Source organism: Vibrio sp. D404a, assembly GCF_030248535.1.
Taxonomy (GTDB): Bacteria; Pseudomonadota; Gammaproteobacteria; order Enterobacterales; family Vibrionaceae; genus Vibrio.
In genome coordinates this window covers 1-26,113 of sequence record NZ_JAHGAJ010000040.1, presented here as the reverse complement: position 1 = coordinate 26,113, position 26,113 = coordinate 1, and the positions used below count along the sequence as shown (strand labels likewise).

Here is a 26,113-nt window from a genome sequence, read left to right as displayed (position 1 = left end):
GGGACTGCGGACAGAACTGACTGAACTGGTTATGATGTGAGCAATACATGGATGTTACTGGAGAGAACAATGAAAATAGTTGGCAATACGGTGATCAAACCATTTCATAAAGCGACCTGTCACTGCGGTGCGGTGGAGTTAGAGCTCAGCCTGCCTAACGGAATCGAAAAGCCACGCCGTTGTGATTGCTCTATCTGTCGTCGCAAAGGGGCGATTGTTGGCTCTGTTGCCTTGGATGGCATCAAGATCATTAAGGGCGCAGAATATCTGAAGTTATATCAATTCAATACCAACACCGCGAAGCACTACTTCTGCTCGAACTGCGGTATCTATACCCACCATCAACGTCGCTCTAGCCCAAATGAGTATGGATTCAACATTGGTTGTTTAGAAGGGGTGAACCCTTTTGATATTGGTGATGTAGTGACCAACGACGGTGTGAACCATCCTGCGGATCGCTAAGGAGAAAAGTATGTCTGATTATGCTGCCCTGATTCGCTGGCAGAAAGGCGACGATGAGGTATTTAGCGATAACCAATACAGTCGCGGGCATACGTGGGAGTTTGATGGTGGCGTTATTGTACCTGCGTCATCATCGCCTCATGTGGTGCCACTACCACTCTCTGTTGAAGAAAATGTTGATCCTGAAGAAGCCTTTATTGCGGCGATTGCCAGTTGTCATATGCTGACGTTTTTGGGGATTGCAGCTAAGCGTAAGTACGTGATCGAGTCTTACGTTGATGATGCGATAGGTGTTCTTGAAGAGGATAAAGCGGGGCGTGCTTGGGTGAGTCATGTTACGCTTAGACCCCAAATTCAATTTATTGGTGATAAGCGCCCAACGGATAAACAGCTCGAAAAGCTGCACCATCTGGCGCACAGTAACTGCTTCATTGCCAATTCTGTAAAAACCGAGATCACGGTAGAGATAGACTCGTAATCCACACTATGTTTTCAGTTGTACTAAATAGTTTTGTCCACCGCGTGCCAGATAAGGCGCAGGTGATTGCCTTGGCAGCCGAGAGTGGCTGTCAGTTAAAACGCATTCGACGCTCTCGGAATTGGATGCTGACGGGTGAAGAAGCGCAGCTACATAAATTAAGGGAGCAACTTAGCGATGCTCCCTTACTTTGGGTGGTAACTGCGATTGACAAGGTATTACCTAAGCCAACGGTTTGCTTACAACAACTGCTTCAAAACACGCCTTCGATGACCGTCGCTCAACTAGTCAGTGAATCTGGCTGTTCACTCGCAGAAGCGCGCATCGCTATTGATGAGTTTGAAGGGCTGTAAGCTCTCGATTTCCAGCCCATACTGTCTTTTTGTCACTGATTGAGTGTACAGTTAACCCAAGCCCCATTTTGATTGTGCGATTCTACCGTTGCGTCAGAGAAGCGAACGCCTTTGGCTCCGGCTTCAACGTGCGGAAACTGAAGCCAATCTGCAGGCGTATCTAAACCATCTTTATGCGCAGCGACAGCAAGCGCAAATTCAGTGTAAAGGTTTGCCCAGGCTTCTAATGCACCTTCAGAGAAACCACGAGCCAGACGGGTTAAACGCTCTACTTCTGGGAAAAGCTCGCCGCCCTGACCGCGTGTTAGTACTTTATCTGCATCGCCAAACTTACTGTATTTGAGGCGCTCTGGGTATTCCATATCCCACTCTAATCCACCTTGATCACCAAACACACGTAGCCTCAGGCCGCCGCGATTACCTGAAGCAAGGCGTGTTGCCATTAAGGTACCCGGAATTGCACCATCGTATTTGGTCATCATAATGACGGTATCTTCGAGCTGTTTTGGGGCACCACAGACGTGCATTTGCGCCAAAATATCGGTCATTTCGAGTCCTGTTACGAAGTTAGCGAGATTCTGGGCATGAGTGCCGATGTCACCAGTACAGCTTGTTGAACCACTCTTTTTCGGGTCTAGGCGCCACTTAACATGTTCTGCCTGAGAGATATCTTCGTTCATCATCCAGTCTTGCATGAACTCAACATGCACTTGATTGATTTTGCCGATGTAACCCTTTTCGACCATTGCCTTTGCTTGACGAATCATCGGGAATGCCGTGTTGACGAAGGATACGCCAAATACCAAACCTGTTTGTTGTGTTAAGCGCATAAGATCCATTGCCTGATCAATCTCGTTGGTCAGCGGCTTATCGCACAATACGTGGATCCCAACCTCTAAGAATGCTTTGGCAGCATCGTAGTGCAGGTGGTTTGGGGTGGTTATCATTACAGCATCAATCCCATCTTCACGTTGAGACTCTTTCTCGGCCATCTCAGAAAAAGAGCTGTAACAACGATCTTCATCGAGGTACCACTGTTGCCCTTTCTGTTTGGCTTTAACTGGGTCGGATGAGAGTGCTCCTGCACAAATCTCCCAGTAATCGCTCAAACGAGCAGCCGAAGATTGAGTTACTGATATTCGACCGCCACCCACGATACCGAGGCGAAGTCGTCGAGATAGTTTTGGAAATGGGCCTGCAAAAGTTAAATCGCTCGGTAGCAATTTAGACGTCATGGTGTTCTCCTATGCGCTGATCGCGTCTTGTTGTGATTGCTGTTCTTTCGTCGGTTCAAGTTCCATCTCTATTGCCATGAATACGCCAGGAGTGATGGTTTCGTACTGATGCCAAGGATATTGACCTTCTTGGTTGTACATCGGCTTGTGGCTTGCTCCCGGTGCGAGAGTATCCTCTAAATAGAGGGTTGAGATATCTTTCTCAAAGCATTGTTGCATCTTGCCGAAGCCGACGATTTGAGTATGAATCTCGCGTAGGTGATTGAAGCCGACGTGCGTCTGATGCAAGCCGACTGTCAGTGGGACGCTGCCTGCGTGATACATCGAGAAAGCGAAGTTGCCAACTTTCTCTTTAGGCGACATCCAAAACTGAATGCCCTTCAAACGTTCTTCTTTGCGCACATCGTAGGCAAGAGGCCAAGTTTGCTGGATGTCTGAAAGCAGAGCTTGTTCATCCGCGTAGGCGTCAAATCCTTCAATCAAAATGACACGTTCGATATTGGTTAATGTAATGTTCTGTACAATTTTTGACTCATAAAAGTCCAGTGCTTGGGTGTTCACTGTAAACGGTGAGTCGGCAAGGTTGAGCAAAATTGCTGCATTATCAATAGCATGGGTGGCCTCATTCTCGACCAGTGTTGCTTTGAAGAAGGGTTTAGCAAAACTCATTTCTCTTATTGGCATGATTAAGATCCTTTTATTCTGTCGTGGCGTGTTGCTGTTTGTTTTGAACGCTAGTGGTTACGGCAACACTTTCTGAGTATGGAAAGTCGCTCGGTAGCGCAGCAGGCACATCACAACGAGTCTCGATATTCTTGAAGGCACGGCTGTCACTTGATTGAATTATGCTCTCCATCACTTCACAGACATGAAGGGCCAGCTCACCACTTGCGCGAGGTGCTCGTTGGTTGATAGCTGCATAAGCTAGGTCGACCAAGCCGAGTCCTCGAGAATCTTGATCGTGGTTATGGAGGTTTTCTGCAACTCGCCAGTTTTCAAGCCCTTGTACTCGTGGTCGATAGCTCCAGCGAGCATCTTGACGTGTTTTGTAAAGCACTTGTCCGCCAAAAATATTGGTCCCATCTGTCGGATCTGGGTCAGCAATGCAGATGGTACCTTCAGTGCCATAAATTTCTAAGCGAGGTAGCTGTGAATCCCAAATATCAAAGCTGGTCATCATGGCGCCAGATAAACCACTCTCGAAATCGAGCAAACTGGTGATGTGAGTATCAACTTCAACATCAATAAACTCACCAGCTCTAGGCTGTGACTCAATCTCACGCTGCGGGAAAGAGCGTTGAGCGAGACCTGCCACCTGCTTGATTGGACCAAGTAGCGCTATCATTGCCGTCAAATAGTATGGGCCAAGGTCGAAAAGTGGGCCGCCGCCTGGCTTGTAGTAGAAGTCAGGGTTAGGGTGGTGGCGCTCTACGCCATGAGTTCCTACAAATGCGTTTACCCCAATTGGTCGGCCAATCAGCCCCTCGTCAAGCAAACGCTTACAAGTCTGTACTCGGCTGCCAAGGAAGGTGTCAGGTGCATTGCCGACCAATACATTATTGCGCTTTGCTTCCTCAAGAATGAGTTGCCCTTCAGCTAAATCGGTAACGAATGGTTTTTCAGAGTAAACATGTTTTCCTGCACGAACCGCTGCTAGTGAAATCTCGCCGTGCACAGCGGGAATAGTCAGGTTGAGCACAGCATCAATGTTAGGGTCTTGAATGATTTCCTCTGGAGTACATACCTTCGCAATATCGTATTGTTGCGCTTTTGCTCGTGACTCTTCGATATTTAGGCTTGCACACGCAACAATATCGATAATATCGAAACGTTTGCTGGTTTTTAGGTAGATATCACTAATTACACCACAGCCGATTAGGCCAATACGCAGTGGGCGAACTTGTTTATTTGTCGTCATGATTCTGGCCTCGTGTTATTGGTTGGCTGTCGCAGATTCAACAGATTGTTGCGCTGAGTTCATCCACTGCTTGTCGATTTTGGTCGAGAGCCAAGAGATCATTTTTGGTTGTGATGCTTGGCGGAAGGCGTCTAGCTCTTCTGCTGTTAGCGTGGTGACTTGCATACCGTTCTTAGTTAAGGTCTCTAGACCCTGCGCAGAGTTAATCTGTTGAATGGCGCGGCCCACTGTCCCTGCAACTTTAGATGCTCGAGTGATGATGGCTTTGTCGCTGTCACTTAACCCTTGGAATAGGTCATCATTGATTACGAGGAAGTCGGCACTGTAAACATGGCCATCAAGTGTGATGTGATCTTGTAGCTCGTAGAGTTTCTTTTCGACAATGACGCTGACGGGATTCTCTTGACCATCAATCACGCCTGTTGTTAAGGCTGCTGGGAGCTCAGGAGCTGATATTGGCGTCGCATTTGCGTTCAGAATCTTCATGAACTCAATGAAAGACTGGTTTGGCATTACGCGAATTTTCATGCCAGCTAGGTCAGTCGGCTTCTTGATGACTTTCTTTGAGTTAGTGAAGTGACGAAAGCCAGTTTCGCCATAAGCTAGGGTTCGCAGGCCTGTCTGTTTTAAACAATGTTCAGCGAGCTTTTCGCCAAATTCACCGTCGAGCACTTCCCAAGCGACAGGTGAGGATGGGAATAGATAAGGAACTTCAAGTACAGCGGCTTCCGGACACACTTTAGAAAAAGATCCTGAAACGATCGTCATCCCTAGCATACCTTCCTGTACCGATTGCAGTAGTTCGGTTTCACCGCCTAGTTGCCCTGATGGGAATATTTTCACACTGATGTCACCACCAGATTCTGCCTCGACAAGATTTTTAAAGACCTGCGTTGCGGCCCCTTTTTTTGAGACTTGCCAGTTTTGCGAATCAACGTGGCCGATGCTGATTTCAGTTTTCGCTGCTAGAGCAGTATGAGAGAAGCTAAGTGTTGCAAGCAAAGACGCTGCGGTTGCTAGTGCTGTTTTGCGAAATTCCATTATTGAGTTCCTTATTATTTTGACAGCATTTCTATTTGTAGGGTTGTTAACGTTTGGTTAACAAAATCAATGTTGGGTAATTAAGCTGAAAATCGGAAATTCAAAAAAAGAGTCGGATATTCGGTTTGTGATTAGGCGTACTGCGTGAGGCCAGAAAAAACGGGGCACAAGGTGAGGAGAAGTGTGATAACCGGACTGGGAGTGGCTAATTTAGGTAGGGTATTCAGTTTTGTTGAAGTATTAAAAAAAGGGGCTCTTGAGCCCCTTGGAAATCTAGTTGGTATTACTTATCTAACAAAAAATCCAAAGCTAATTTGTAGCCTTTGGTACCCATACCAATGATGGTGCCTGCAGCAACAGGTGAGATGTACGAGTGATGACGGAAAGCTTCGCGTGCATGCACGTTAGAGATGTGTACTTCAACCACTGGTACCTCAACCCCTTTGATCGCATCGTGAAGAGCAATCGATGTATGCGTGTAAGCACCCGGGTTAAACACAACGCCAGCGCATTCACCTTGAGTAAACTCACGGCCCGCTTTGTGGATGGCATCAATTAGGCTGCCTTCGGTATTGCTTTGAAAACACTCAGAGTCATAACCGTACTCCGCTGCGACTTTACGGCAGTTTTCTTCTACGTCAGCCAGTGTTTCGTAGCCGTATTGTGCAGGCTCACGTGTGCCAAGTAGGTTCAGGTTAGGTCCGTTGAGTATTAAGATTTTTTTCATTGAGTCATTGTCCTTAACGTAAATTCGCAAGCTGTGTTTGCTTAAAAGTATTGAGTTGTTGAGTTGAAACTTGGGCACCAGTGAACAGGGTGAACGCGTCATGTGCTTGATGGAAAAAGAGTTCAAAGCCACTCAACGTATTGATCGATTTCTGCTGTGCGGCTTTTAGAAACTCTGTCTCCCGCGGTGTGTATACGGCATCAAAACACCAAGCCTGATCCTTCAACCAAGAGGCTTCAATTGGGCAACCGGGTGTTTGATAGTGACCGATGGGCGTGCAATTGAGGACACCTTCTGCTTTCTGTACCGCTGTTTCTAGCGTCGTTTCATTCAAACATACGGTATCTATATTCTCAGCCGCAAGCAGCTTCGCTAGGCTATTCATTTTTGTTAGATCCCGGTCATATATTGCGATCTCTGTCGCACCGAGATCGGCAAGTGAAAAGCAGATTGCTTTGCCGACACCACCACAACCAAGCACTACTACTTTGCCCGGCTTGCGCTGACCAAATTGGTTAAATGCAGCGATAAAGCCACTGTAGTCTGTGTTGTAAGCGATGACCTGTTGGTCACGTTTAACCAGCGTGTTAGCCGCACCAACTCGCTTGGCACAAGGCGCGAGCTGATCGGCGATCGATAGTATTTGTTCTTTGTAGGGGTAGGTAACGTTAGCTGAATCAATCTCGTTGTCGAACAAGTCAGTAGTGTGCTGGTGGAGTGCTTCTACGCTGTTTGTAGTCAGCTCTTCGAGTTGATAGTGCAGTTCAATATTAAGCTTTTTAGCAAGGGTATTGTGAAAATCTGGCGATTGAGAACGTTGGATGTTCTGCCCTATGAGTCGACATTGAATCATGATTCACTCCTTATCGTTATTTGTCACAACGCTAGCAAAACCCTCTTTCTCGCGATAATTGTTTTTTCCTAACACCCATTCAATTTTTGAAGAATACTGATAGCACAGGGCGCAGCACGCACGTGGTAACAGGCGCGATTGCACTCCCTATCTCAAAATCTTATACCTTACGAAATAATTGAAATATCACCTTTGTCAGCACCTCTTTATAGTGAATACATCAGCGAGCAGTAACCACCTTTGAAGGGATTCACCTGCCGAGATCTATTAAGAGGGAACACAAATGCAGAACAACGTCGTAGTACAAAATATCCAGCGCGCAGACAAAGAGCTTATTGAAGGCCTGCGTCAATGTGGTGTAGCTACTATTCATGAAGCTCAGGGCCGTAAAGGCTTATTGGCTCATTACATGCGCCCAATTTTCCAAGGCGATGCGGTTGCAGGTTCTGCGTTGACCATCTCAGGTGCAGCGGGTGATAACTGGATGATGCACGTAGCGATCGAGCAAGCAAAGTCGGGTGATTTCTTAGTATTCGCACCGACTTCCCCTTCTAATCACGGCTTCTTTGGCGACTTGCTAGCGACATCGGCGCAAGCGCGTGGTGTGGTCGGTCTCATCATCGAAGGTGGCGTACGTGATACTCGTGACCTGCGTGAAATGAACTTCCCAGTATGGTCTAAGGCGATCTTCAGTGAAGGTACCATCAAGGAGACACTAGGCTCGGTAAACGTGCCAATGAACTGTGCCGGCGCTCTGGTTTATCCAGGTGATGTGATGGTTGCGGATGAAGACGGCGTTGTGGTTGTGCGTCGCGAGGAGGCGGAAGAGGTTCTGCATGAATCATTAGCACGTATTGAACGTGAAGAAGCAAAGCGTGTTCGATTAGCGAACGGCGAGTTGGGTCTGGACATCTATCAAATGCGCGGCCGTCTAGAAGAGAAAGGGCTGAAATATGTCTAGTCATCCCTTCAGTGCACCTTGCATGTGGATGCGCTCTGGTACATCAAAGGGAGCCTATTTCCTGCGCAAGGATTTACCAGAGAGCGAGCAAGCATGTGAGCAGTTTTTACTGTCGATGATGGGCACCCCCGACCCAAGACAGATCGACGGAATTGGCGGCGCAGACCCGCTTGCCTCCAAGGTTGCGATAGTGGAATCGTCAAAACGTGAAGGCGTCGACGTTGACTACCTATTTCAACAGGTATTTGTTGACCAAAAGCTTATTAGTGGCAAGCAAAACTGTGGCAATATTTTAGCGGGTGTTGCACCGTTTGCGATTGAACGTGGGCTAGTAGAAGCACAAGAGGGTCAAACCTCGGTTCGCATCTTCATGGAGAACACACAGCAGGTAGCAACGGTTACCGTGCAAACCCCAAACAAGCAAGTGACCTATGCTGGTGACTGCCATATTGATGGAGTCCCTAATACAGCGGCTCCGCTAGCGGTCTGCTTCGAAGATACGGCTGGCTCTACCTGCGGTGCTTTATTGCCAACGGGGAATGAAATCGACGTGATTGATGGCGTGAGCGTAACCCTGATTGATAACGGTATGCCTGTCGTGGTGCTAAGAGCGCAAGATTTTGGCCTTACTGGTGACGAGTCTCGCGAGCAATTGGACGACAACGCAGAACTTAAGCAACGTCTGGAGTCGATACGCCTGCAAGCTGGTCCAATGATGAATCTCGGCGATGTTCGTGAGCTAAGCGTGCCGAAAATGACACTGGTGAGCGCACCTCAATATGGTGGTGGTATTTCAACGCGTACTTTTATCCCTCATCGCTGCCATGCGTCGATCGGTGTGTTGGGCGCAGTGAGTGTCGCGAGTGCCTGCATCTTGAATGACGCGCCAGCAAAGCAACTTGCTGAAGTCGAAATAGAAAAACAAATACATATCGATGTTGAACACCCAATCGGAAAGATGAGCGTGGTGCTAGACGTTGAACAAAATCAAGTGAAGTCCGCCGCGATCCTTCGCACAGCAAGAAAGCTGTTCGATGGCACCGTATTTGGACTGTAAGCCTGCTGAAAATAACAAGGAAGAAACATGGACGCTGATTACCTACCGTTCCACCCAAATCCAAGCAAGCCGAAGTTTGTGGTGCCAGAAGGCGCAGTGGATAGCCACTGTCACGTTTTTGGTCCTGCGGCTAAATTCCCTTACTCTCCGGCGCGTAAGTACACCCCGTGCGACGCGTCAAAAGAGCAGCTTTTTGCCCTGCGTGATCACTTAGGCTTTAGCCGTAATGTGATTGTTCAGGCTTCTTGCCACAGTACCGATAATCGCGCGCTTGTTGATGCGCTAGAGACCGCTGGTGAGTTAGCTCGTGGCATTGCATTCGTTGACGAAACTGTCACAGACGAAGAGCTACAAGCGATGGACAAAGCTGGCGTTCGTGGTGTTCGCTTTAACTTTGTGAAGCGCTTGGTTGATACGGTACCAACTGAAAAGCTTAAAGCGATTGCTGAAAAAATCCGCCCATTGGGCTGGCATGTTGTGGTCTACTTTGAAGCGCAAGATATCGATGATGTAACGCCGTTTTTAGAAGAGCTCAACATGACGGTAGTGATTGACCACATGGGTCGTCCTGACGTGACAAAAGGTGTTGATAGCCAAGAGTTTGGTAAGTTTATTTCGCTGATGGAGCGTAACCCAGATATCTGGTGCAAAGTGAGCTGCCCAGAGCGTTTGACTCAAACGCCGCCTGACTACTCTGATGTAGTGCCGTTTGCTAAAACCTTGGTTGATCTGTTTCCAAACCGCGTACTTTGGGGCACCGACTGGCCACACCCAAATATGAAGTCTCATACTCCAGATGATGGCCACCTAGTGGATGTGATCCCACAAATCGCTACTACTGTTGAGCAGCAGCAAGCACTACTTGTTACTAACCCTATGAAACTTTACTGGCCGGAGAGCGTGTAACATGACTTACCTAAATAATAAGCCGATCCCCGGCACAACCATGTTTGATGGCGCGATGGCGCGTAAAGGCTATGGCTTGAACAAGATGTGTCATTCACTTAACGAACAAGCGGGGCGTGATGCATTTTCAGCCGATGAAATGGCTTACTGTGACAAGTATGGACTGACGGAAGCTCAAAAGACCGCGATCAAAGAGCGTGACGTTCTAGGGTTGATCGCAGAAGGTGGCAGTATCTATTACCTGGCCAAATTCGTCGGTATGTTGGGACTTAACATGCAAGACATTGGTGCGATGCAAACGGGTATGACAGTTGAAGAATTTAAACAGATGTTAGTAGAGGCAGGGAAATAGTTATGGCAAAGATCGTTGGCGGAATTACCACTTCCCACATTCCTTCAATTGGTAAAGCAATTGAGAACAATCTACAACAAACTGAATATTGGAAGCCTCTGTTTGATGCGTATCCACCGATTCACCACTGGCTAGATGAAGTTCAACCTGATGTTGCGGTCGTTTTTTATAACGATCACGGCCTAGAGTTCTTCCTCGATAAGAAACCGACTTTCGCGATTGGTGCAGCACAAACTTATAAGAATGCCGATGAAGGCTGGGGTATTCCGACTATTCCAGAAATCAACGGTGACCCAGAGTTGTCATGGCATATCTGTAACGAACTGGTAGAGAACGAGTTCGATATTACCATCTGCCAAGAGATGAAAGTTGACCACGGTCTAACTGTACCAATGCAGCTGATGTGGCCAAACTTCAGCTACGGTCACATGAAGGTGATTCCGGTATGTATCAACGTAGAGCAGCACCCAATGCCATCACCTAAACGTTGTTACGACTTAGGTAAAGCGATTGGTAAAGCAGTAGAAAGCTACGATAAAGACTTGAAGGTTGTTGTGCTTGGCACTGGTGGTCTTTCTCATCAGTTGGACGGTGAGCGTGCTGGCTTTATCAATAAAGAGTTCGACCTTTACTGCATGAAGAAGCTGATCGACAACCCAGAAGAGCTGACTAAGCTTTCGATCTACGACCTAGTAGAGCAGGGCGGTGCGCAAGGTGCGGAATTCATTATGTGGCTTGGTATGCGTGGTGCATTGACGGGCGAGCTTAATGTGCTGAAAAGCAGCTATCACGCCCCCGTGTCGAATACCGGTGCTGGCACCATGTTGATAGAAAACCGTTAGATCAATTTCAGATTTAAGCTTTCTAAAGCCCCAGAGTGTCATGCTCTGGGGCTTTTTTTTGCCTTGACTACAAAGATCCCAAACTATTTTCGGTTCTGATACAGCACTACAAGGCCCCCTTTAATCCTCTGCTTTGGTCTCAATCCCAAACGATAAGTCATGAGACTCTGCGTTTTTCGGTGCTTAGTTTATATCAGTAGCTGAGTCACTACTTAGATTACCTACCCAGTGATAAGCATACTCTGGACGAAGTCGCGCAACAATTTGCTATGAGTCGTGCGACCATGATTCGTAAATTAAAACGAGAAGGCACTCAATTTCGTGAGGTGCTTACCGAAGTTCGCTTGGCTCATGCCTTGTATTTGATACAGAGTGGCTACAGCAATGTTGCTCAGTTGGCCTTGGCGTGTGGCTATCAATCTGAGGGGCGATTTAGCCAGCGTTTTAAGGACAAATTTGGCCTAACGCCTACGGATTATTTCAGAACGATAACGGCTTAGGTTAGGCGTTTGCTGTGCTCAGCGAAGAGTAGATGATTACCGATAATAAAAAGCCCCGCAGCGTTGCGGGGCTTTGCCTCGTTTATCGGTCGAGATAATTATTTAAAGGCTTTACAGCGAATCAACACACTGTGGGAAGATAGCTTGGAAGCCTTCAGCGTGTTGGCAGCTTCTGCCGCCCGCTTGGCCACCTGAGTTACGTCTAAAGTGGTTGCCACGGTTTTCTGCTAGGTTCTCGTAGAAGGTCCATAGGTGTTCTTGACCTTGCATGCATTCAATAGCTGCTTTCTTGCTTTCCCACACTTCAGAGATGTCTAGGAAGGTATTTGGTTTCCATTCCATTTGCTCACTTTGGTGCGGTTCGAATAGGTAAACCTGAGGTGCGCCTAGTACTTTCTCACCTGGGTTATGACCCCAAGCTTGTGCGATCATGCGGCACTGAAGAGTGATCTCAGTTGCGTACATGTGGTCTGTATTGTACGGGTCCCATTTAGAGTGCGTCATGATGAACTCTGGTTGAATCTCACGGATCAGGTCGACGATCTGGTACTTACCTCCTTTGTCGATTTCCAGTGGGTAATCACCGAAGTCAAAGAAACGAATGTCGCTTACGCCAAGCGCTGCCGCTGCTGCTGTCGCTTCTTCATGACGAATACGTTTTACGTCTTCAAGTGTCATGCCCTCTTGCTTCCATAACTTTGCAGACTCGCCACGCTCACCGTATGAAAGACATGCAATGGTCACTTCGTAGCCCAGCTTTTGGTGAAGGGCGATGGCACCACCACAACGCCATACAAAGTCTGCTGAATGGGCACTGATTACTAAAGCTGTTTTCTTTGTTGTCATGTTATTAATCCTTTATTTACTCTTGAGCTCGTCTGATGAGCGTGTCTTCTATGTTCTTTATTCGGTTAAAATTGTTCGGTATCGATTTCGGCTTGAGTAGGCGCGTTGTAGCGACCGCCAACAAATGCCTTTTGCGGAACCGTGCGCTCAATTAGCTCTAGAAGGGCGTTCGAAACCGTGTAGTGCTGCGCGTTCAAGTTGTCTTCTAGATGTTTAAAGTTAGTGGTGCCTGGAAGTGCAATCGAGTGAGGCGCTTTAGCCAGCGTCCATGCTAAGGCAAATTGAGCCAGAGTTGGTGCAGGTAGTGATACATTCTCTTCAGCAAAAATCGGCAGTAGAGAAGCGAATTTATTCACGGCCGATAAGTTAGATTCAAAGTTTTCTGCATTAAATCTCGGCATCGCATTACGGATATCGCCATCGACAAATTGATTGCTTTGCAGCTCGCCACTCAGGATGCCGCGCCCTACAGGGCTGAAAGACACAAAGGTACTTCCCAACTCTTGGCATTTATCAATTACTGCGATCTCTGCGTTGCGTGACCACAATGAATACTCCGACTGAACCGCTGCTATTGGGTGGATTTGGTGCGCCTTTTCCAACGTGGTTGCCGATACTTCAGATAAGCCGAGGTGTTTGATTTTGCCTTCATCAACCAGTCTCGAAAGTTCACCAATACTCTCTTCAATTGGTACTGATTTATCCCAGCGGTGCAGGTAGTAGAGGTCAATCACATCGGTATTGAGACGTTGCAGCGCCTCTTCGCAGGTTTGACGAATGGTTTGTGGGCGACCATCAATTGCGCGTTTACCATTCGGGCCTTTAAACATGCCGCACTTGCTGGCGAGGAAGAATTCATCACGGCGATGACCTACCGCTTTAGCGAGTAGTTTCTCGTTGTTACCAAACCCATAAAGAGCTGCGGTATCCAGCATGTTGTAGCCAAGATCCAGCGCCTTATTAAGTAACTTGATGCTGTGCTCTTCACTTGGAGGTGTGCCGTATGCGTGAGAAACGTTCATACATCCAAGAGCGACTGGCGCAAGTGAGTGCTCACCTATAGTAATCATCGCCGGGCTCCTTACTCTTGCTCTAGCAGTTGTTCTAATGCGTGCAGTGTCTCCATTGCTGGTAGGCAGCTTGCGACACTTGAGTTTGGCTCACGGCCTGTACGAATCGCATCGAAGAACTCACGGTCGATCAGCTCGATGCCGTTGTTTGAAACCGCGACACCTTCCAGTGAAATCGGGTTCTCTTTGCCATCGAATAGATCATCGTAGCGAGCGATGTAGGTGCCTTCGTCACAGATGTAGCGGAAGAAGGTGCCAAATGGACCGTCGTTATTGAATGAGAGTGATAGCGTGCATAGCGCGCCAGATGGCGTTTTCATACCAATGCTCATGTCCATTGCGATGTTGAGCTCTGGGTGAATAGGGCCTTGCAGCGCTTGAATCTTTGATGCCTTCTCACCAGTTTGATATTGGAAAAGATCAACAGTGTGACAAGCGTGATGCCATAGTAGGTGATCAGTCCAAGTGCGCGGTTCACCTTTGGCGTTGGTGTTGGTGCGACGGAAGAAGTAGGTTTGAACATCCATTTGTTGAATGTTTAGCTCGCCCGCTGCGATCTTGTTGTGGATCCACTGGTGGCTTGGATTAAATCGGCGAGTGTGACCAGCCATAGCGACAACGCCAGTTTTCTTTTGAGTCTCAACCACTTTGTAGCTGTCTTCAATGTTGTCTGCCATTGGGATTTCAACCAGAACATGCTTGCCAGCTTCCATACATGCGATAGCTTGCTCAGCATGCATTTGAGTTGGCGTTGCTAGAATCACAGCATCGACGTTGTCAGATTTCAGTGCTTCTTCAAGTGAAGAGAAACCTTGAGCTGTTTGATTGTAATCTGTGATGAGTTGATCAAGCTTGTCCGCTTCAGGGGCAACCATTGCTGTAACGGTAACGTCGTCGATATTACGTAGTGCCTCTAAATGTTTTTGGCCGAATGCACCCGTAGCGCCTACTACACACACTTTCATAATCATTCCTTTTGTATTCAAGCGATTAAACTATTGGATATTTTGTAATTTCGTTGCGGTCGATTCAGTATCCGCGACCTGCAGTTGTTCTATGATCTGGTCAGACAGTTGAGCGAGAGGTTGCTCTGACGCTTCGATGTTGAGTTCACCGAGCGATTGATGCCAGTTCATTGCACCCTCGACCATCGAGTGACTCATGCCTAACTCGTTTAATGTCGTAGCGACCTCTTTTAATTCTGCGTGGCGTCTCTGACCGTGGTTGAGCATACGTTCCATGTGGTAACGACTTAGGTGACTCAGCTCTAACCCTGGGTAGGTGTGACTTAATGACTTGAGTACGTGATGTTCAACACCTGATTTACGAGCTGCCAGAACGCACTCTGTGGTTAGCGCCTCTAAGCCTTTGACCATGACTGAGCGCATCATTTTTATGCTTGATGCATCACCAACGTTTTCTGAGATAACCTCAACGTCGAAACCCAGCAGACCTAGGTATTCCGCGACCTTGTCGGCTTTTTGTCCGGATAGGTAGAGCGGAATATTAGGCTGTGATGTCAATACTGGCGCCATGATGGCAATGTCGATGTACTCAGCGCCTTGCGCTTTAACCAGTTTTGCCAGTCTTTGTTTGGCTTGTGGTGAACAAGAGTTGCAGTCGAGTACAATCTGTTTTTCCGTCAGAGAGCCTACGATCTGCTGCAGTGCTTGTTCAGCTTGGTCAGCGGTGACTAAGGAAAAAATAAGTTGCGCACCGTGAATGGCTTCTTCAGGGCGAAATGTCCCTTGTACACCTTGGTCAATATATTCGAGGAGTTTATTTTCTCGGGTGAATACATTGTTTGTTTTTATATCAAAGGCGTTAATTATTTCTGGCGCTTTATTGTTCCAGCTTGAAATAAATGTTTTTGCTGCTTCGCCAAAACCAATAAATGCAATCCTACTGATTTTCACCATAACCACCTTTTTGTTCGTTAATTATCTTTGGCTATGGTCAAACACTATCATTTGGTATTGGGTGCGGATAATCAAATTAATTCAAAGGGTATTCAATTTTGAAAAAAATAGGGTTATTAAAGAGACATCTTTACCCCGTTTGTTCGCAATAATTTTAAAAAGTGAGTTTGTACAGAAGTGGCAAACCAGTTTTTACGTACCGTTAAACCAATGGGTCTGGATTGTTCTTCGCCTTCATAGGGAAGAGCAACTAAATGCCCCTCATCGAGATCGCGTCTGATTTGATGTTGAGAAAGAAGGGTTAATCGATCACTGCCCAGTAATAGCTCTTTGACTAGCATCTGAGAGCTTGCCTCAATCAAACGACTCGGTACTTCAAGGGAGGCCTTGGTAAACATATCTTCGAACATCTTGCGGGCAGGTGTTGCACTGGAGGAGACAACCCAGCTCGATTCTTGAAGTTCTTTCATACTGACTTTCTCTTTAGTCGCTAAAGGATGATCAGCTCGCGATAAAATGGTGTTCTTCGATTCAAATAGCGTTTCTTGGCGAATATCGGTACTAGGAACGGGAAAGCGCAGAGCGCCAATTAGAATATCAATTTCGCCATATTTTAGGTGGTTGAGCAGGTCTTTATATGGGCCATCAATCACGTGTATTTGGCAGTCAGGATAGGCGTTAGAAAATTCATTAATGGTACTTGGAAGCAAGCAGGTTCTCGCGAGAGGTAAACAGCCAACTGTGATCACTGAACTGTGTCGATTACTGAGTAGGTTTACTTCATCAAGTCCTTGTTTTATCTCAACAAAAGCGAGTTTGCTCGCCTTGTCTAATGCCGCTCCTGCCTTAGAGAGGGCAATGCCAGTACTGGTCTTTTCAAACAGCGTAAACCCGAGTATTTCTTCAAGATCTTTTGATGCTCGGTAGACCGATGATTGAGACACTTCAAGTAACCGGCTCGCCTCGGTAAAGCTTTGTCCGTTGGCGACAGCAACGAGCGCTTTTAGTTGAGTGGTGGTGATATTAAACAGATAACGCTGCACACTATTTTTGCGTTGCTTCGTGGCAATCTTGAGCGCATTTGAGATGCCTTGGCTGATGTTTTCTAGCGCACGGTCAATTCGGAAAGCGAAGGCTTCGCCCTGTTTTGTTGGTGTCATACCATCACTGGTACGTTCAAACAGCTCACTATTCATACTCTTTTCAAGCTTGGATATAGCCTGTGTAATGGCGGGTTGAGAGAGGAAAACCGTGTCAGATGCTTTGCTGATACTTCCGGTGTGAACGACTTCTGAGATCGCCCTAAGGTGGCGCAAATTGGGGATATTAAACATACGGTTTCCTTACCACTGATTGCTAGTTACGGTACGAAATATGAAATAAATCACAGTTTGAGTTTTTAGAGTTACAACTCTATTTATGAGCTAGCTCGAAATAGCTGATGCCCTTATCAATGGACATATTAGTAACGGAATTCAAACGCTCTATGAAGTAGCGAATGATATATTGTTTCTAAAGTGTGACTTCATTCTCCAAATTTAACCAATTTGTAAAATATGGGATTTAACCATTTATTGATGGTGATTATGTTTATATTTTGGTTTTAAGTTTATGATTTTATGTGTTTATTTTTTATGGATTGCGACCTTTTGATAACGAGGGTTATCTAATTTTTGAATAATGCTTTCAGTAAGTGAATTTTGATTTGTTAATTCCTAGTGTTAGTTTTATCGGCAATGAAACAGGAGGTTCCATAGAATGAAAACTATAAAGACACTATCACTGGCTGTATCACTGGCATTTGCTGCAAACACATCAGCTGCGGATATCGATATCACAATAGGTCATGTCGACTCTCAGGATTGGACGATCTCTAAGAAAGGGGCCGCGACACAGGTATTTAAAAATATCGTAGAAGCGGAATCTGGTGGTCGTATTGCGGTTAACATCTACCCATCAGGTCAACTTGGTGGTGAAACAGAACTGCTTCAGTCAACGCAAGAGGGAATGCTGACCATGACGATGGTGTCTGGCGCTTACTCTAAATTGTGTAAAGAAGCCAATGTTCTTGAAATTCCTTACCTTTTCCCTTCAGCACCTGTTGCTTGGGAAGTGTTGGATGGCGAGTTTGGCCAACAACTTAATGAGCAATGTTTAAAACAGACAGGTCTGCGTAACCTGGCTTACGGTGAGACAGGCTTCCGTCACTTCACTAACTCTAAACGTGAAATCAAATCTCCTGATGACCTAAAAGGTCTGAAAATTCGTGTAATGACAACCCCGCTTTATGTTGAGTTGCTGAAATCTTTAGGCGCTGAGCCAACGCCTATTGCATTCCCGGAAGTACCAGCTGCTTTAACAACCGGTGTTATTGATGGTCAAGAAAACCCAGTGAGCGTTATTAGCGCGAATAAGTTCTACGAGCTGCAAGAGTACATCACACTGGATGGCCACGTTTATGGCACCGATTTCTTATTAATGAATGACGATTTTTACCAAGGTTTATCCGACGCAGACCGCGCGATCATCGACCGTGCAGCGCAAGTTGCAGGTACAGTTGGCCGAGCTGTTCAGCAGGTTAACTCTGCAGAAGGTCTAGAAACTCTAGGTAAGAAAGGCATGAAGATCACGTCATTGACAGCAGAGCAGCAGAAGCAATTCCGCGACAAAACTCAGCCTGCGGTAATCAAATGGCTTGAAGGTACCGTAGATTCGAAATGGATCGATGGCGCACTTCAAGCGGTTGAGACTGCAACGAAGTAACTCTGATGTTCGCAGCATTGATGGTCTCAATGCTGCGCTTTCCCAAGGAGATAGGGAACTATGATGGAACAATATAAAAAACTATTGGCATTCTGCGCAGGTTCGTCTCTGTTTGTACTGTTTGCAGTTATGCTAGTCACGACCATCTCGCGCTATTTTTTCAATACCTCAATTCTATGGGGTGAAGAGCTGTGTAAGTACTCAATGATCTACGGTGTGATGTTTGGTACCTCTCTCTGTTACCTAGAAGGGCTGCACATTAAATTTGCGGTTCTAGATTCAGTCAAGTCGGCCATTTTCCAAAAGGTATTGGCGATTGTGGTTGATATCGCAGTGCTAGTATCGGCGGGCATCATGACTTACTCAGGCTACTTATTTGTCATGAAACGCGGTGGTATCGAATCACCAGGTATTGGCTTGAGTATGTACTACTTCCAGTCTGCGTTAGTTGTTGGTGGTATCTGTCTGTTTGTAGCCGCTCTATTACGTCTCGCACAACACGTCACGCTATCTCGACGCGCCAATGCGCCAGTCTCTTCTCTCACTCAAGGCGATGTATAAGGATCTACTATGCCATCAATAGCTTTAATGGGCGGTATGCTCGTATTTGGTGTTCCGCTAGTGTTTGCCATTATTTTGGCTATGTCGTTCTACGTAACGAGCACTCCAATCTCAATCAGCCTTGTTGCACAACGAATTTTTAGCGGATTAGACTCATACTCTATTCTGGCTGTTCCACTGTTTGTTCTGGCTGGTGAGCTGATGAACAAGAGTGGTATTACGAATCGTATTATCGATTTTGCTAACGCCTTGGTTGGACACTTCCGTGGTGGCTTAGCACAAGTAAACATCTGGTCTTCGGTGATGTTTGCCGGGATCTCAGGTTCAGCGGTAGCAGATACTTCTGCACTGGGCCGAGTGTTTATCCCTCAGATGGAAAAAGAGGGCTACAGCAAAGAGTTTTCATCGGCACTGACGGCTGCCTCTTCAGTGATTGGTCCTATGATCCCACCGAGCATTCCGGTGATCATCTACGCGCTTATCGCTAGTGGTGTCTCGGTTCCTGCTCTGTTCTTAGCGGGTATTGTTCCGGGTGTCTTGTCAGCAATTGCCCTATCAGTGTTTGTTTTCTTCTATGCGACTAAGCATAAGATTGTGAATACCGGTGTGCGCACCAGCCGTCGCAAAGCTTTGGTTAAAGCCTTTGTACCGTTAACGATGCCAATCTTTATCCTGGGCTCAATTCTAATGGGTATCGTGACGCCTACGGAAGCGGCTGCTTTTGCTGCATTCTATGCGCTGTCGGTAGGCATGTTCATGTACAAATCGATCAAAGTCAGTGACTTACCTGAAGTGTTTATGCGTTCAATGCGAGACTCTTCTATCGTATTGATTCTGATTGCTGTTGTCTCTGTAGCAAACTGGCTGCTGACATTCTCGCGTGTACCTCAATACATCAGTCAACAGGTGCTTAGCACTATCTCAGACCCGATTATGTTCCTAATCATGGTGAACTTGATCCTACTGGCAGTCGGCCTGTTCCTTGAAGGCATTGCAGCCATGCTGATTTTGATTCCAATCTTCCATCCGATTGCGATGAGCTTTGGTATCGACCCTGTTCACTTTGGCATTGTGGTTATTTTCAACCTAATGATTGGTTTGATTACACCACCAATGGGTATCTGTCTGTTTGTCTCCAATACCATTTCCAAGGTCGGGATTGCCGCGATATCTAAGCAAGTTATTCCTCTATTCCTACTGGAAGTCGTGGTGCTGTTCTTCATTACTTTCGTACCACAAAGCGTGCTCTTCCTACCGAAGTTATTCGGCTACTAGAGAAAAACAATGTTTGTATTTGAAGTGTTGCTGCCACTGATTTTTATCGTGGCAGTAGGGTTCCTCTCGACCAAAAAAGGCTTTTTTAGCCAACAATTCGTCGCTGAGGTGAGCAAGTTCGTGCTGTATGTATCGCTGCCAGCAGTGATCATCAGCAGCTTGAGTAGTATTGAGTTAGGGCAAGTCATCCACGTCAACTTCATGTTGGTGTACGCCATTGCTGGCTTGAGTGCGATGAGCGTGGCGATATTGGTGAGCAAGGGCCTGCTCAAGTCCACATGGACGGAAAGCTTCATTAATGGTTTAGGCAGCGGTATGCCAAACAGTGCGTTCGTTGGCTTTCCTGTGGTGCTATCGCTGTACGACGGTCAGTTCATTGAAGCATTTTTAATGTGTGTGCTGATTGAGAATCTGGTGTTTATCCCGCTGAGTTTGATTTCACTGGAGTTTGCTCAAGGTCGTTCGTCAAGCATCAGTGAGCAGCTAAAGATTGTTGCGGGTCGTATTAGTCGCAACCCGATTATCTTAGCGATCAGCTTTGCCTTAGTCGTGAATATCACGGGGATTCGCTTGCCAGAATTCGTGACTGAAGGGGTATCCATTTTTGCGAAAACATCGGTCGCATTGGCGCTATTTGCTATTGGTGGAGCACTGGGGCAGTCACTGAAATTTGAGCAGTTCAGACGAATCGCTTTTGTGACATCGATGAAGCTGGTGTTCTTCCCATTGGTGGTTGTTGCACTGCTGATGACGCTGCCCGTTGAAGGTGACCTCAAGTATGTCTTACTGATCTTTGCTGCGTCTCCTATGTTGTCCATCTACCCGATTTTAGGTGGGCTCTATCAACAACAACGCTTCTGTTTAAACACTCTAATTATAACGACGGTGGCCTCCGGACTCTCGCTGTCCGTCGTAATTGCTATCACAACATCATCATAAAAATAGACGCCTTTAGAGCGTGAATGAAAAATAAGGTCATAACATGGAACAAGTTAAAATTGCTGTCGCTGGGGCAGGTCTGATCGGAAAAACACACATCAAACTGGTTTCTGAAAACGCGCAATGTCAGTTGGCGTCGATTGTTGATCCTTCTCCGGGTGCTAAAGAGGTTGCGGAAGAGTATGGCGTTAAGGTCTACGCCAGCCTAGAAGAGCTGTTTGCACAAGATAAGCCGGACGGTGTGATCTTGGCGACACCAAATCGCCTGCATGCTATTCAAGCGCACGAGTGTATCAACGCTGGCGTGCCTGCCATTGTCGAGAAGCCTGTTACCGATTCGATCGAAGATGCCATTGAGCTTCTTAAACACGCAAATCGTGAAGAAGCGAAAATGCTGGTTGGCCACCACCGTGCTTACAGCCCATTGCTTGAGACTGCTAAGTCGATCATCGACAGCGGCGAACTGGGTAAGACGGTATCTATCATGGGCAGCGCGATGTTCTACAAACCCGATTACTACTACAACGAAGGCGAGTGGCGCAAAGTTAAAGGCGGCGGTCCGATCCTAATTAACATGATTCATGAGATTGGCAATCTGCGTCATTTGGTTGGTGACATTGTTGGTGTCCAAGCTCTGAATTCAAGCGCGACCCGCGAGTTCGAAGTGGAAGATACCACCGCAATCTCACTGCGATTTGCCAATGGCACACTGGGTTCATTCATGTTGTCTGATGCCTCGGCAAGCCCGCGCAGCTGGGAACAAACCTCGCAAGAAAACAAGACCTACGCGACTTACGAAACAGAAGATTGTTACCACGTGGCAGGTACCAACGGTTCGCTATCGATCCCGACAATGCAGATTAAGTCGTTTAAAGAGGGTGTGACGCCTTCTTGGTGGAATGCGATGGAAGAGCGCCAAGAGCCAGTAACGCGTGAAGATCCACTTAAGCGTCAACTTGAGCATTTTTGCGCCCTAATTCGTGGCGAAGAACAGACACCAAAAGTCAGCATTTACGATGGCTTGCAAAATCTGTTGGTGATCGACGCCATTATCAAAGCGACAGAAACGGAGCAATACGTTCCGGTTCAAGACGTTACTGCACTGGTTAATTAAGGGAGTTTAGAATGAAGTATTCAATCGCGACCGTTTGTCTATCTGGCACTCTTGAACAGAAGATGCATGCAGCGGCAAAAGCCGGTTTTCATGCCATCGAAATTTTTGAAAATGATTTAACTCAGTACCGTGGTTCTGCTGCCGATGTGAAACGCATCGCTGACAGCATGGGGCTTGAGATCTTGGTTCTGCAACCTTTCCGAGACATGGAAGGGATGCCAAATGGCTTGCGCGAAAAGAAATACAAGATGATGGAGCGCAAGATGGATCTAGCACACCAACTGGGCACAAAACGCCTAATGATGTGCAGTAACGTGAATCCGCTTTCGACCAATAATCTTGACCGCTGCGCTGAAGATTTGCATGCCTTGGCAGAATTGGCCAAGCGTGAAGATATGGAACTGGGTTACGAAGCGCTGGCATGGGGTCGCCATATTGCTGACTACGATGACGCTTGGAACTTGGTGAAGATGGTCGACCATCCGAATCTTGGCGTGGTATTAGACACTTTCCACATGTTTGCGCGTGGCAATACGTTAGATACGCTGCGTGAAGATATTCCAGTGGAAAAGATTGCTCTAGTGCAGGTCGCCGATGCGCCGAAAATGCAGATGGATATTTTGCAATACAGCCGTCACTACCGATGCTTCCCGGGTCAAGGTGATTTCCCTGTAATCGACTTTGTGAAAACACTTAAAGATAAAGGCTACGATGATTACCTCTCTCATGAAGTGTTTAACGATGAGTTCCGCGCCTCTTCTCCAAGAGAAAAAGCGGTGGATGGCGTACGTTCACTGAAATGGCTAGAAGACCAGACCAACAACCTGTTTGAAATGCCGAGCGTGTCTGATTTGAGCTTCATTGAATTTGCGGTGAAAGAGCGTGAAGACAATCCATTTACCGATGTGATTGAGTCATTGGGCTTTAGCAAAACACACAGCCATAAGAGTAAGAATGTCGACCTATACCAAATGGGTGATATTAACTTCGTCTTTAACTACGAGAAAAACAGCAACGCTCAGGCTTACTTAGAAGGGCATGGTGAATCTGTGTGCGCGCTAGGCGTATTGACTAAAGATTCAGATCGTTTGGTTGAACTGGCAAAGCGCTACAACAGCCCAGCAATTTTCCAAGCTCGCCAAGAGAATGAGCTGGATATCCCAACGCTTAAGAGTTCTAGCAACTTGATGATTCATCTTTTGGATGAGAACCAAGCAGACAAGTTCTACGACGTCGATTTTAAGCCGGTAGAGCAGCAACCAGCAGTGAACGATAACTTGATTCGCGTTGACCACATTGGTCAGGTGGTGTCGCCAGAGACCTTGCTGTCGAACATGTTCTTCTATAAATCGATCTTTGGTTTTGTTCCTGAAGAGAGCTTCGATCTTCCAGACATCAACGGCCTGATCACCAGTCGCACGATTAAGAGTCCGAACGAGAACATTAAGATCGCACTCAACAGCACCAGCGCTAAGCGCACTTCGGCTCAACGATTCTTAAACGACTCTAATGGTGCGAGCATCAACCAGATTGCGATCGAGTGTAGAGACATCTTCAAAGCAGCGGCTAACCTATCGCCTATCTACCAATTGAAGATCCCGAATAACTACTACCTAGACATTCAGGCACAGTTTGATTTGGAAGATGAGTCGATTGAACAGCTCCAGCAAAACAACATTCTTTACACCGAAGATGATACGGGTGCGTTTTTCCACTTCTACACCAAGGAAGTGAATGGCTTGTTTTTTGAAGTGGTGCAGCGAGTGGGTGAGTATAAAAAATACGGTGAAACCAACGCCTTTATTCGCTTGGCTTCTCAGTCTTATCAGGATTAAAGAGAAGTTTTATAAACTTATTTTATTAATCACAAAAAAGCCACCACTGAGTTCAGTGGTGGCTTTCTATTTTGTTAGGCTTGCAGCGTTATTTGATTACGCTACTTCTGCCACTTTTTTAGCGACTGGCGCTGGGTTGCGGATTAAGTGGTCGAATGCACCTAGGCTTGCTTTTGCACCTTCACCCATCGCGATGATGATCTGCTTGTAAGGTACGGTTGTTACGTCACCTGCTGCAAATACACCCTTCATAGACGTTGCGCCGTGTGCGTCAATCTCGATTTCGCCACGTGGTGATAGCTCAACCTTAGTGCCTTTCAACCATTCGCTGTTCGGCATCAGACCGATTTGAACAAAGATACCCGCTAGGTCGATACGCTTGATCTCATCAGTGTTGCGGTCTTTGTACTCAAGACCTGTTACTCGGTTGCCATCGCCAAGCACTTGTGTTGTTTGTGCCATCTTGATGATTTCGATGTTTGGCGTTGCGTTCGCTTTGTCGATAAGCACTTGGTCAGCACGCAGTGTGTCTGCAAATTCAAGAACCGTTACGTGTTCAACAATACCCGCTAGGTCGATTGCTGCTTCAATACCCGAGTTACCACCACCGATTACAGCTGTTTTCTTGCCTTTGAACAGTGGACCGTCACAGTGTGGGCAGTACGCTACGCCTTTGTTGCGATACTCTTGCTCACCCGGTACGTTCATTTCACGCCAGCGTGCACCTGTACTTGTGATAACCGTGCGAGCTCGCAGTGTTGCTCCGCTCTCTAGCTCAACGTGGATGTAACCGTCTTCTGTGTCTTCCGCGTCGATGATGTTAGCCGCGCGTTGCTCGGTCATCACTTCAACACCGTACTCTTTTACGTGCTCTTCAAGGCTAGCCACTAGTTTAGGGCCTGTTGTCGCTTTCACTGAGATGAAGTTCTCAATCGCCATTGTGTCCATTACTTGGCCGCCAAAGCGGTCTGCAACCACACCTGTGCGAATGCCTTTACGTGCTGCGTAGATTGCTGCAGAAGAGCCAGCAGGGCCACCACCAACAACAAGAACATCGAATGGTGCTTGTTTGCTTAGGCTCGCCGCTTTTTTCTCAGCTGCACCAGAATCTACTTTGTTTAAGATCTCTGCCAGAGACATACGGCCCTGGCCGAACAGTTCACCGTTGATGAATACGCTTGGTACCGCCATGATGTCGCGTGATTTCACTTCGTCTTGGAAGGCTGCGCCATCAATCATGGTTGTTTTGATTAGCGGGTTGATTGCCGACATCATGTTGAACGCTTGCACAACCTCAGGACAGTTTTGGCAAGAAAGCGAAATGAAGATTTCAACATTCAGTGGCTCACCTAGGTTTTTAATCTGCTCAATCACGTCGTCTTCAAGCTTGATTGGGTGACCGCCACTGTGTAGCAGTGCCAATACCAATGAAGTGAACTCATGACCCATAGGTAGGCCAGCGAAACCGATGCTTGTGCCTTTCTCTGTGTTAAGCACCTGCATGATTGGCTTGCGGTCACTTGCGCTATCGTCACGGATAACCACAACTTTGTCAGAGAGTTCTGAGATGTCGTTCGCCAGCTTCTCTAGTTTGCTTGCTGTTTCGCTTTCATCCAGGCTAAGAACGAGCTTAACGTCATTTTTTAGGAATTCTAAGTATGTTTGCAGTTGCTGCTTCATTGCTTGGTCTAACATGATATGCCTACTTTTCTTTTCTGTTCGGGGGCGCTCTCTTGCGCTGATGGAGTTATATTGCCTTGACCATCACAATTGGTAAATTCGGACGTTTCTATTAGTTTGGTAGGTAAAACCTATCAATAATCGGTAAAACTTATCGCACAGATAAATTCCATTTAACTATCTGAATAAAAACAAAAAAACCACATCGTATGGATGTGGTTTTGAGTATTAAAGCGGCGCGCCAAAGCCCTTTAGGAGGCAGGCTAAGGCACGCCTGTAGAACGGGTTAGCAGATGCTTAGATCTTACCTACTAGGTCTAGAGATGGTGCTAGTGTCTCTTCGCCTTCTTTCCATTTAGCTGGGCAAACTTCACCTGGGTTGTTTGCAACGTACTGAGCCGCTTTCACTTTGCGTAGTAGGTCTTC

The 26,113-nt window shown here is 46.8% G+C and carries 26 protein-coding genes and 2 pseudogenes; 15 read left to right on the top strand and 13 right to left on the bottom strand.

Features of this window, described 5'->3' with window-relative positions; all coding sequences use genetic code 11:
- Positions 1–69: 69 nt before the first annotated feature.
- Genes KI655_RS20600 through KI655_RS20590 form a run of 3 tightly spaced genes read left to right on the top strand, consistent with a single transcriptional unit; the run spans position 70 to position 1,293 of the window.
- Positions 70–462: a GFA family protein gene (locus KI655_RS20600; protein WP_285408319.1), complete on the top strand. Its 393-nt coding sequence runs from the start codon at positions 70–72 to the stop codon at positions 460–462.
- Positions 463–472: 10 nt separating this feature from the next.
- Positions 473–940, top strand: a complete 468-nt coding sequence (locus KI655_RS20595; RefSeq protein WP_285408317.1) for an OsmC family protein — start codon at positions 473–475, stop codon at positions 938–940.
- Between the two features lie 8 nt (positions 941–948).
- A complete protein-coding gene (locus KI655_RS20590) occupies positions 949–1,293 on the top strand; it encodes a ribosome recycling factor family protein (RefSeq protein WP_285408315.1) in 345 nt (114 codons plus the stop codon).
- Between the two features lie 32 nt (positions 1,294–1,325).
- On the opposite strand, the gene KI655_RS20585 is transcribed toward KI655_RS20590, so the two are convergent.
- The 6 genes from KI655_RS20585 to KI655_RS20560 all read right to left on the bottom strand — a co-directional run bounded on the left by KI655_RS20585 (position 1,326) and on the right by KI655_RS20560 (position 7,067).
- Positions 1,326–2,528: a Gfo/Idh/MocA family protein gene (locus tag KI655_RS20585; protein WP_285408314.1), complete on the bottom strand. Its 1,203-nt coding sequence runs from the start codon at positions 2,526–2,528 to the stop codon at positions 1,326–1,328.
- Positions 2,529–2,537: 9 nt separating this feature from the next.
- Positions 2,538–3,212: a hypothetical protein gene (locus tag KI655_RS20580; protein ID WP_285408312.1), complete on the bottom strand. Its 675-nt coding sequence runs from the start codon at positions 3,210–3,212 to the stop codon at positions 2,538–2,540.
- 13 nt (positions 3,213–3,225) lie between these two features.
- Positions 3,226–4,446 (bottom strand): Gfo/Idh/MocA family protein, encoded by a 1,221-nt coding sequence (locus tag KI655_RS20575; protein WP_285408310.1) that lies wholly within the window; start codon positions 4,444–4,446, stop codon positions 3,226–3,228.
- A 15-nt stretch (positions 4,447–4,461) separates the two neighbouring features.
- Positions 4,462–5,487: a DctP family TRAP transporter solute-binding subunit gene (locus KI655_RS20570; protein ID WP_285408309.1), complete on the bottom strand. Its 1,026-nt coding sequence runs from the start codon at positions 5,485–5,487 to the stop codon at positions 4,462–4,464.
- 283 nt (positions 5,488–5,770) lie between these two features.
- Positions 5,771–6,214 carry a type II 3-dehydroquinate dehydratase gene (gene aroQ / locus KI655_RS20565; RefSeq protein ID WP_285408308.1) on the bottom strand — a complete coding sequence of 148 codons (444 nt, stop codon included), beginning with the start codon at positions 6,212–6,214 and terminating at the stop codon, positions 5,771–5,773.
- Positions 6,215–6,227: 13 nt separating this feature from the next.
- Entirely contained in the window at positions 6,228–7,067 is an 840-nt protein-coding gene (locus tag KI655_RS20560; protein ID WP_285408307.1) for a shikimate dehydrogenase, read from the bottom strand.
- 283 nt (positions 7,068–7,350) lie between these two features.
- Between KI655_RS20560 and KI655_RS20555 the strand changes: the two genes are divergently transcribed.
- The 6 genes and pseudogenes from KI655_RS20555 to KI655_RS20530 form a co-directional block, all read left to right on the top strand.
- Positions 7,351–8,028 (top strand): 4-carboxy-4-hydroxy-2-oxoadipate aldolase/oxaloacetate decarboxylase, encoded by a 678-nt coding sequence (locus tag KI655_RS20555; RefSeq protein ID WP_285408306.1) that lies wholly within the window; start codon positions 7,351–7,353, stop codon positions 8,026–8,028.
- Positions 8,021–9,085: a 4-oxalomesaconate tautomerase gene (locus KI655_RS20550; protein ID WP_285408305.1), complete on the top strand. Its 1,065-nt coding sequence runs from the start codon at positions 8,021–8,023 to the stop codon at positions 9,083–9,085. Before KI655_RS20555 ends, KI655_RS20550 begins: the two co-directional genes overlap by 8 nt.
- Before the next feature lie 27 nt (positions 9,086–9,112).
- Positions 9,113–9,991: an amidohydrolase family protein gene (locus KI655_RS20545; RefSeq protein WP_105058663.1), complete on the top strand. Its 879-nt coding sequence runs from the start codon at positions 9,113–9,115 to the stop codon at positions 9,989–9,991.
- Between the two features lies 1 nt (position 9,992).
- Positions 9,993–10,343: a protocatechuate 4,5-dioxygenase subunit alpha gene (locus KI655_RS20540; RefSeq protein WP_105058664.1), complete on the top strand. Its 351-nt coding sequence runs from the start codon at positions 9,993–9,995 to the stop codon at positions 10,341–10,343.
- 2 nt (positions 10,344–10,345) lie between these two features.
- Positions 10,346–11,185: a class III extradiol dioxygenase family protein gene (locus tag KI655_RS20535; protein WP_285408300.1), complete on the top strand. Its 840-nt coding sequence runs from the start codon at positions 10,346–10,348 to the stop codon at positions 11,183–11,185.
- A 200-nt stretch (positions 11,186–11,385) separates the two neighbouring features.
- Positions 11,386–11,685 (top strand): annotated as a pseudogene (locus KI655_RS20530) (helix-turn-helix transcriptional regulator); the annotation flags it as partial.
- Between the two features lie 111 nt (positions 11,686–11,796).
- On the opposite strand, the gene KI655_RS20525 reads toward KI655_RS20530, so the two are convergent.
- The 5 genes from KI655_RS20525 to KI655_RS20505 all read right to left on the bottom strand — a co-directional run bounded on the left by KI655_RS20525 (position 11,797) and on the right by KI655_RS20505 (position 16,854).
- Positions 11,797–12,531: a PIG-L deacetylase family protein gene (locus tag KI655_RS20525; protein WP_285408298.1), complete on the bottom strand. Its 735-nt coding sequence runs from the start codon at positions 12,529–12,531 to the stop codon at positions 11,797–11,799.
- 65 nt (positions 12,532–12,596) lie between these two features.
- Positions 12,597–13,601: an aldo/keto reductase gene (locus KI655_RS20520; protein WP_285408297.1), complete on the bottom strand. Its 1,005-nt coding sequence runs from the start codon at positions 13,599–13,601 to the stop codon at positions 12,597–12,599.
- A gap of 11 nt (positions 13,602–13,612) precedes the next feature.
- The gene (locus tag KI655_RS20515) at positions 13,613–14,566 is read right to left on the bottom strand and encodes a Gfo/Idh/MocA family oxidoreductase (protein WP_128163205.1); all 954 of its coding nucleotides are present in this window, start codon (positions 14,564–14,566) and stop codon (positions 13,613–13,615) included.
- Between the two features lie 30 nt (positions 14,567–14,596).
- The gene (locus KI655_RS20510; protein ID WP_285408294.1) at positions 14,597–15,517 is read right to left on the bottom strand and encodes a DUF1932 domain-containing protein; all 921 of its coding nucleotides are present in this window, start codon (positions 15,515–15,517) and stop codon (positions 14,597–14,599) included.
- Positions 15,518–15,636: 119 nt separating this feature from the next.
- Positions 15,637–16,854, bottom strand: a complete 1,218-nt coding sequence (locus KI655_RS20505) for a LysR family transcriptional regulator (RefSeq protein ID WP_285408293.1) — start codon at positions 16,852–16,854, stop codon at positions 15,637–15,639.
- Between the two features lie 424 nt (positions 16,855–17,278).
- Between KI655_RS20505 and KI655_RS20500 the strand changes: the two genes are divergently transcribed.
- The 6 genes from KI655_RS20500 to KI655_RS20475 all read left to right on the top strand — a co-directional run bounded on the left by KI655_RS20500 (position 17,279) and on the right by KI655_RS20475 (position 24,007).
- Positions 17,279–18,283 carry a DctP family TRAP transporter solute-binding subunit gene (locus KI655_RS20500; protein ID WP_032553664.1) on the top strand — a complete coding sequence of 335 codons (1,005 nt, stop codon included), beginning with the start codon at positions 17,279–17,281 and terminating at the stop codon, positions 18,281–18,283.
- A 63-nt stretch (positions 18,284–18,346) separates the two neighbouring features.
- On the top strand, positions 18,347–18,844 hold the full coding sequence (locus KI655_RS20495) for a TRAP transporter small permease (RefSeq protein ID WP_235201779.1): 498 nt from the start codon (positions 18,347–18,349) through the stop codon (positions 18,842–18,844).
- 9 nt (positions 18,845–18,853) lie between these two features.
- Complete coding sequence (locus KI655_RS20490; protein ID WP_032553661.1) at positions 18,854–20,119, top strand: TRAP transporter large permease; 1,266 nt, start codon at positions 18,854–18,856, stop codon at positions 20,117–20,119.
- 9 nt (positions 20,120–20,128) lie between these two features.
- The gene (locus tag KI655_RS20485) at positions 20,129–21,058 is read left to right on the top strand and encodes an AEC family transporter (protein WP_285408282.1); all 930 of its coding nucleotides are present in this window, start codon (positions 20,129–20,131) and stop codon (positions 21,056–21,058) included.
- Between the two features lie 43 nt (positions 21,059–21,101).
- Positions 21,102–22,172: a Gfo/Idh/MocA family protein gene (locus tag KI655_RS20480; RefSeq protein WP_152470065.1), complete on the top strand. Its 1,071-nt coding sequence runs from the start codon at positions 21,102–21,104 to the stop codon at positions 22,170–22,172.
- Between the two features lie 11 nt (positions 22,173–22,183).
- Positions 22,184–24,007 carry a bifunctional sugar phosphate isomerase/epimerase/4-hydroxyphenylpyruvate dioxygenase family protein gene (locus KI655_RS20475; protein WP_285408281.1) on the top strand — a complete coding sequence of 608 codons (1,824 nt, stop codon included), beginning with the start codon at positions 22,184–22,186 and terminating at the stop codon, positions 24,005–24,007.
- A gap of 96 nt (positions 24,008–24,103) precedes the next feature.
- Here the strand turns inward: KI655_RS20475 and ahpF are convergent, their stop codons facing one another.
- Positions 24,104–25,702, bottom strand: a complete 1,599-nt coding sequence (gene ahpF, locus KI655_RS20470) for an alkyl hydroperoxide reductase subunit F (RefSeq protein ID WP_285408280.1) — start codon at positions 25,700–25,702, stop codon at positions 24,104–24,106.
- A 282-nt stretch (positions 25,703–25,984) separates the two neighbouring features.
- Positions 25,985–26,113 (bottom strand): annotated as a pseudogene (locus KI655_RS20465) (peroxiredoxin); the annotation flags it as partial.

Coding starts and splice junctions, on each gene's coding strand:
- KI655_RS20600 (WP_285408319.1), top strand. CDS start 70: ATGAAAATAGTTGGCAATACGGTGATCAAACCATTTCATAAAGCGACC.
- KI655_RS20595 (WP_285408317.1), top strand. CDS start 473: ATGTCTGATTATGCTGCCCTGATTCGCTGGCAGAAAGGCGACGATGAG.
- KI655_RS20555 (WP_285408306.1), top strand. CDS start 7,351: ATGCAGAACAACGTCGTAGTACAAAATATCCAGCGCGCAGACAAAGAG.
- ahpF (WP_285408280.1), bottom strand. CDS start 25,702: ATGTTAGACCAAGCAATGAAGCAGCAACTGCAAACATACTTAGAATTC.
- KI655_RS20495 (WP_235201779.1), top strand. CDS start 18,347: ATGGAACAATATAAAAAACTATTGGCATTCTGCGCAGGTTCGTCTCTG.
- KI655_RS20580 (WP_285408312.1), bottom strand. CDS start 3,212: ATGCCAATAAGAGAAATGAGTTTTGCTAAACCCTTCTTCAAAGCAACA.
- KI655_RS20560 (WP_285408307.1), bottom strand. CDS start 7,067: ATGATTCAATGTCGACTCATAGGGCAGAACATCCAACGTTCTCAATCG.
- aroQ (WP_285408308.1), bottom strand. CDS start 6,214: ATGAAAAAAATCTTAATACTCAACGGACCTAACCTGAACCTACTTGGC.
- KI655_RS20575 (WP_285408310.1), bottom strand. CDS start 4,446: ATGACGACAAATAAACAAGTTCGCCCACTGCGTATTGGCCTAATCGGC.
- KI655_RS20545 (WP_105058663.1), top strand. CDS start 9,113: ATGGACGCTGATTACCTACCGTTCCACCCAAATCCAAGCAAGCCGAAG.
- KI655_RS20540 (WP_105058664.1), top strand. CDS start 9,993: ATGACTTACCTAAATAATAAGCCGATCCCCGGCACAACCATGTTTGAT.
- KI655_RS20550 (WP_285408305.1), top strand. CDS start 8,021: ATGTCTAGTCATCCCTTCAGTGCACCTTGCATGTGGATGCGCTCTGGT.
- KI655_RS20500 (WP_032553664.1), top strand. CDS start 17,279: ATGAAAACTATAAAGACACTATCACTGGCTGTATCACTGGCATTTGCT.
- KI655_RS20520 (WP_285408297.1), bottom strand. CDS start 13,601: ATGATTACTATAGGTGAGCACTCACTTGCGCCAGTCGCTCTTGGATGT.
- KI655_RS20590 (WP_285408315.1), top strand. CDS start 949: ATGTTTTCAGTTGTACTAAATAGTTTTGTCCACCGCGTGCCAGATAAG.
- KI655_RS20570 (WP_285408309.1), bottom strand. CDS start 5,487: ATGGAATTTCGCAAAACAGCACTAGCAACCGCAGCGTCTTTGCTTGCA.
- KI655_RS20480 (WP_152470065.1), top strand. CDS start 21,102: ATGGAACAAGTTAAAATTGCTGTCGCTGGGGCAGGTCTGATCGGAAAA.
- KI655_RS20490 (WP_032553661.1), top strand. CDS start 18,854: ATGCCATCAATAGCTTTAATGGGCGGTATGCTCGTATTTGGTGTTCCG.
- KI655_RS20525 (WP_285408298.1), bottom strand. CDS start 12,531: ATGACAACAAAGAAAACAGCTTTAGTAATCAGTGCCCATTCAGCAGAC.
- KI655_RS20585 (WP_285408314.1), bottom strand. CDS start 2,528: ATGACGTCTAAATTGCTACCGAGCGATTTAACTTTTGCAGGCCCATTT.
- KI655_RS20515 (WP_128163205.1), bottom strand. CDS start 14,566: ATGAAAGTGTGTGTAGTAGGCGCTACGGGTGCATTCGGCCAAAAACAT.
- KI655_RS20535 (WP_285408300.1), top strand. CDS start 10,346: ATGGCAAAGATCGTTGGCGGAATTACCACTTCCCACATTCCTTCAATT.
- KI655_RS20485 (WP_285408282.1), top strand. CDS start 20,129: ATGTTTGTATTTGAAGTGTTGCTGCCACTGATTTTTATCGTGGCAGTA.
- KI655_RS20505 (WP_285408293.1), bottom strand. CDS start 16,854: ATGTTTAATATCCCCAATTTGCGCCACCTTAGGGCGATCTCAGAAGTC.
- KI655_RS20475 (WP_285408281.1), top strand. CDS start 22,184: ATGAAGTATTCAATCGCGACCGTTTGTCTATCTGGCACTCTTGAACAG.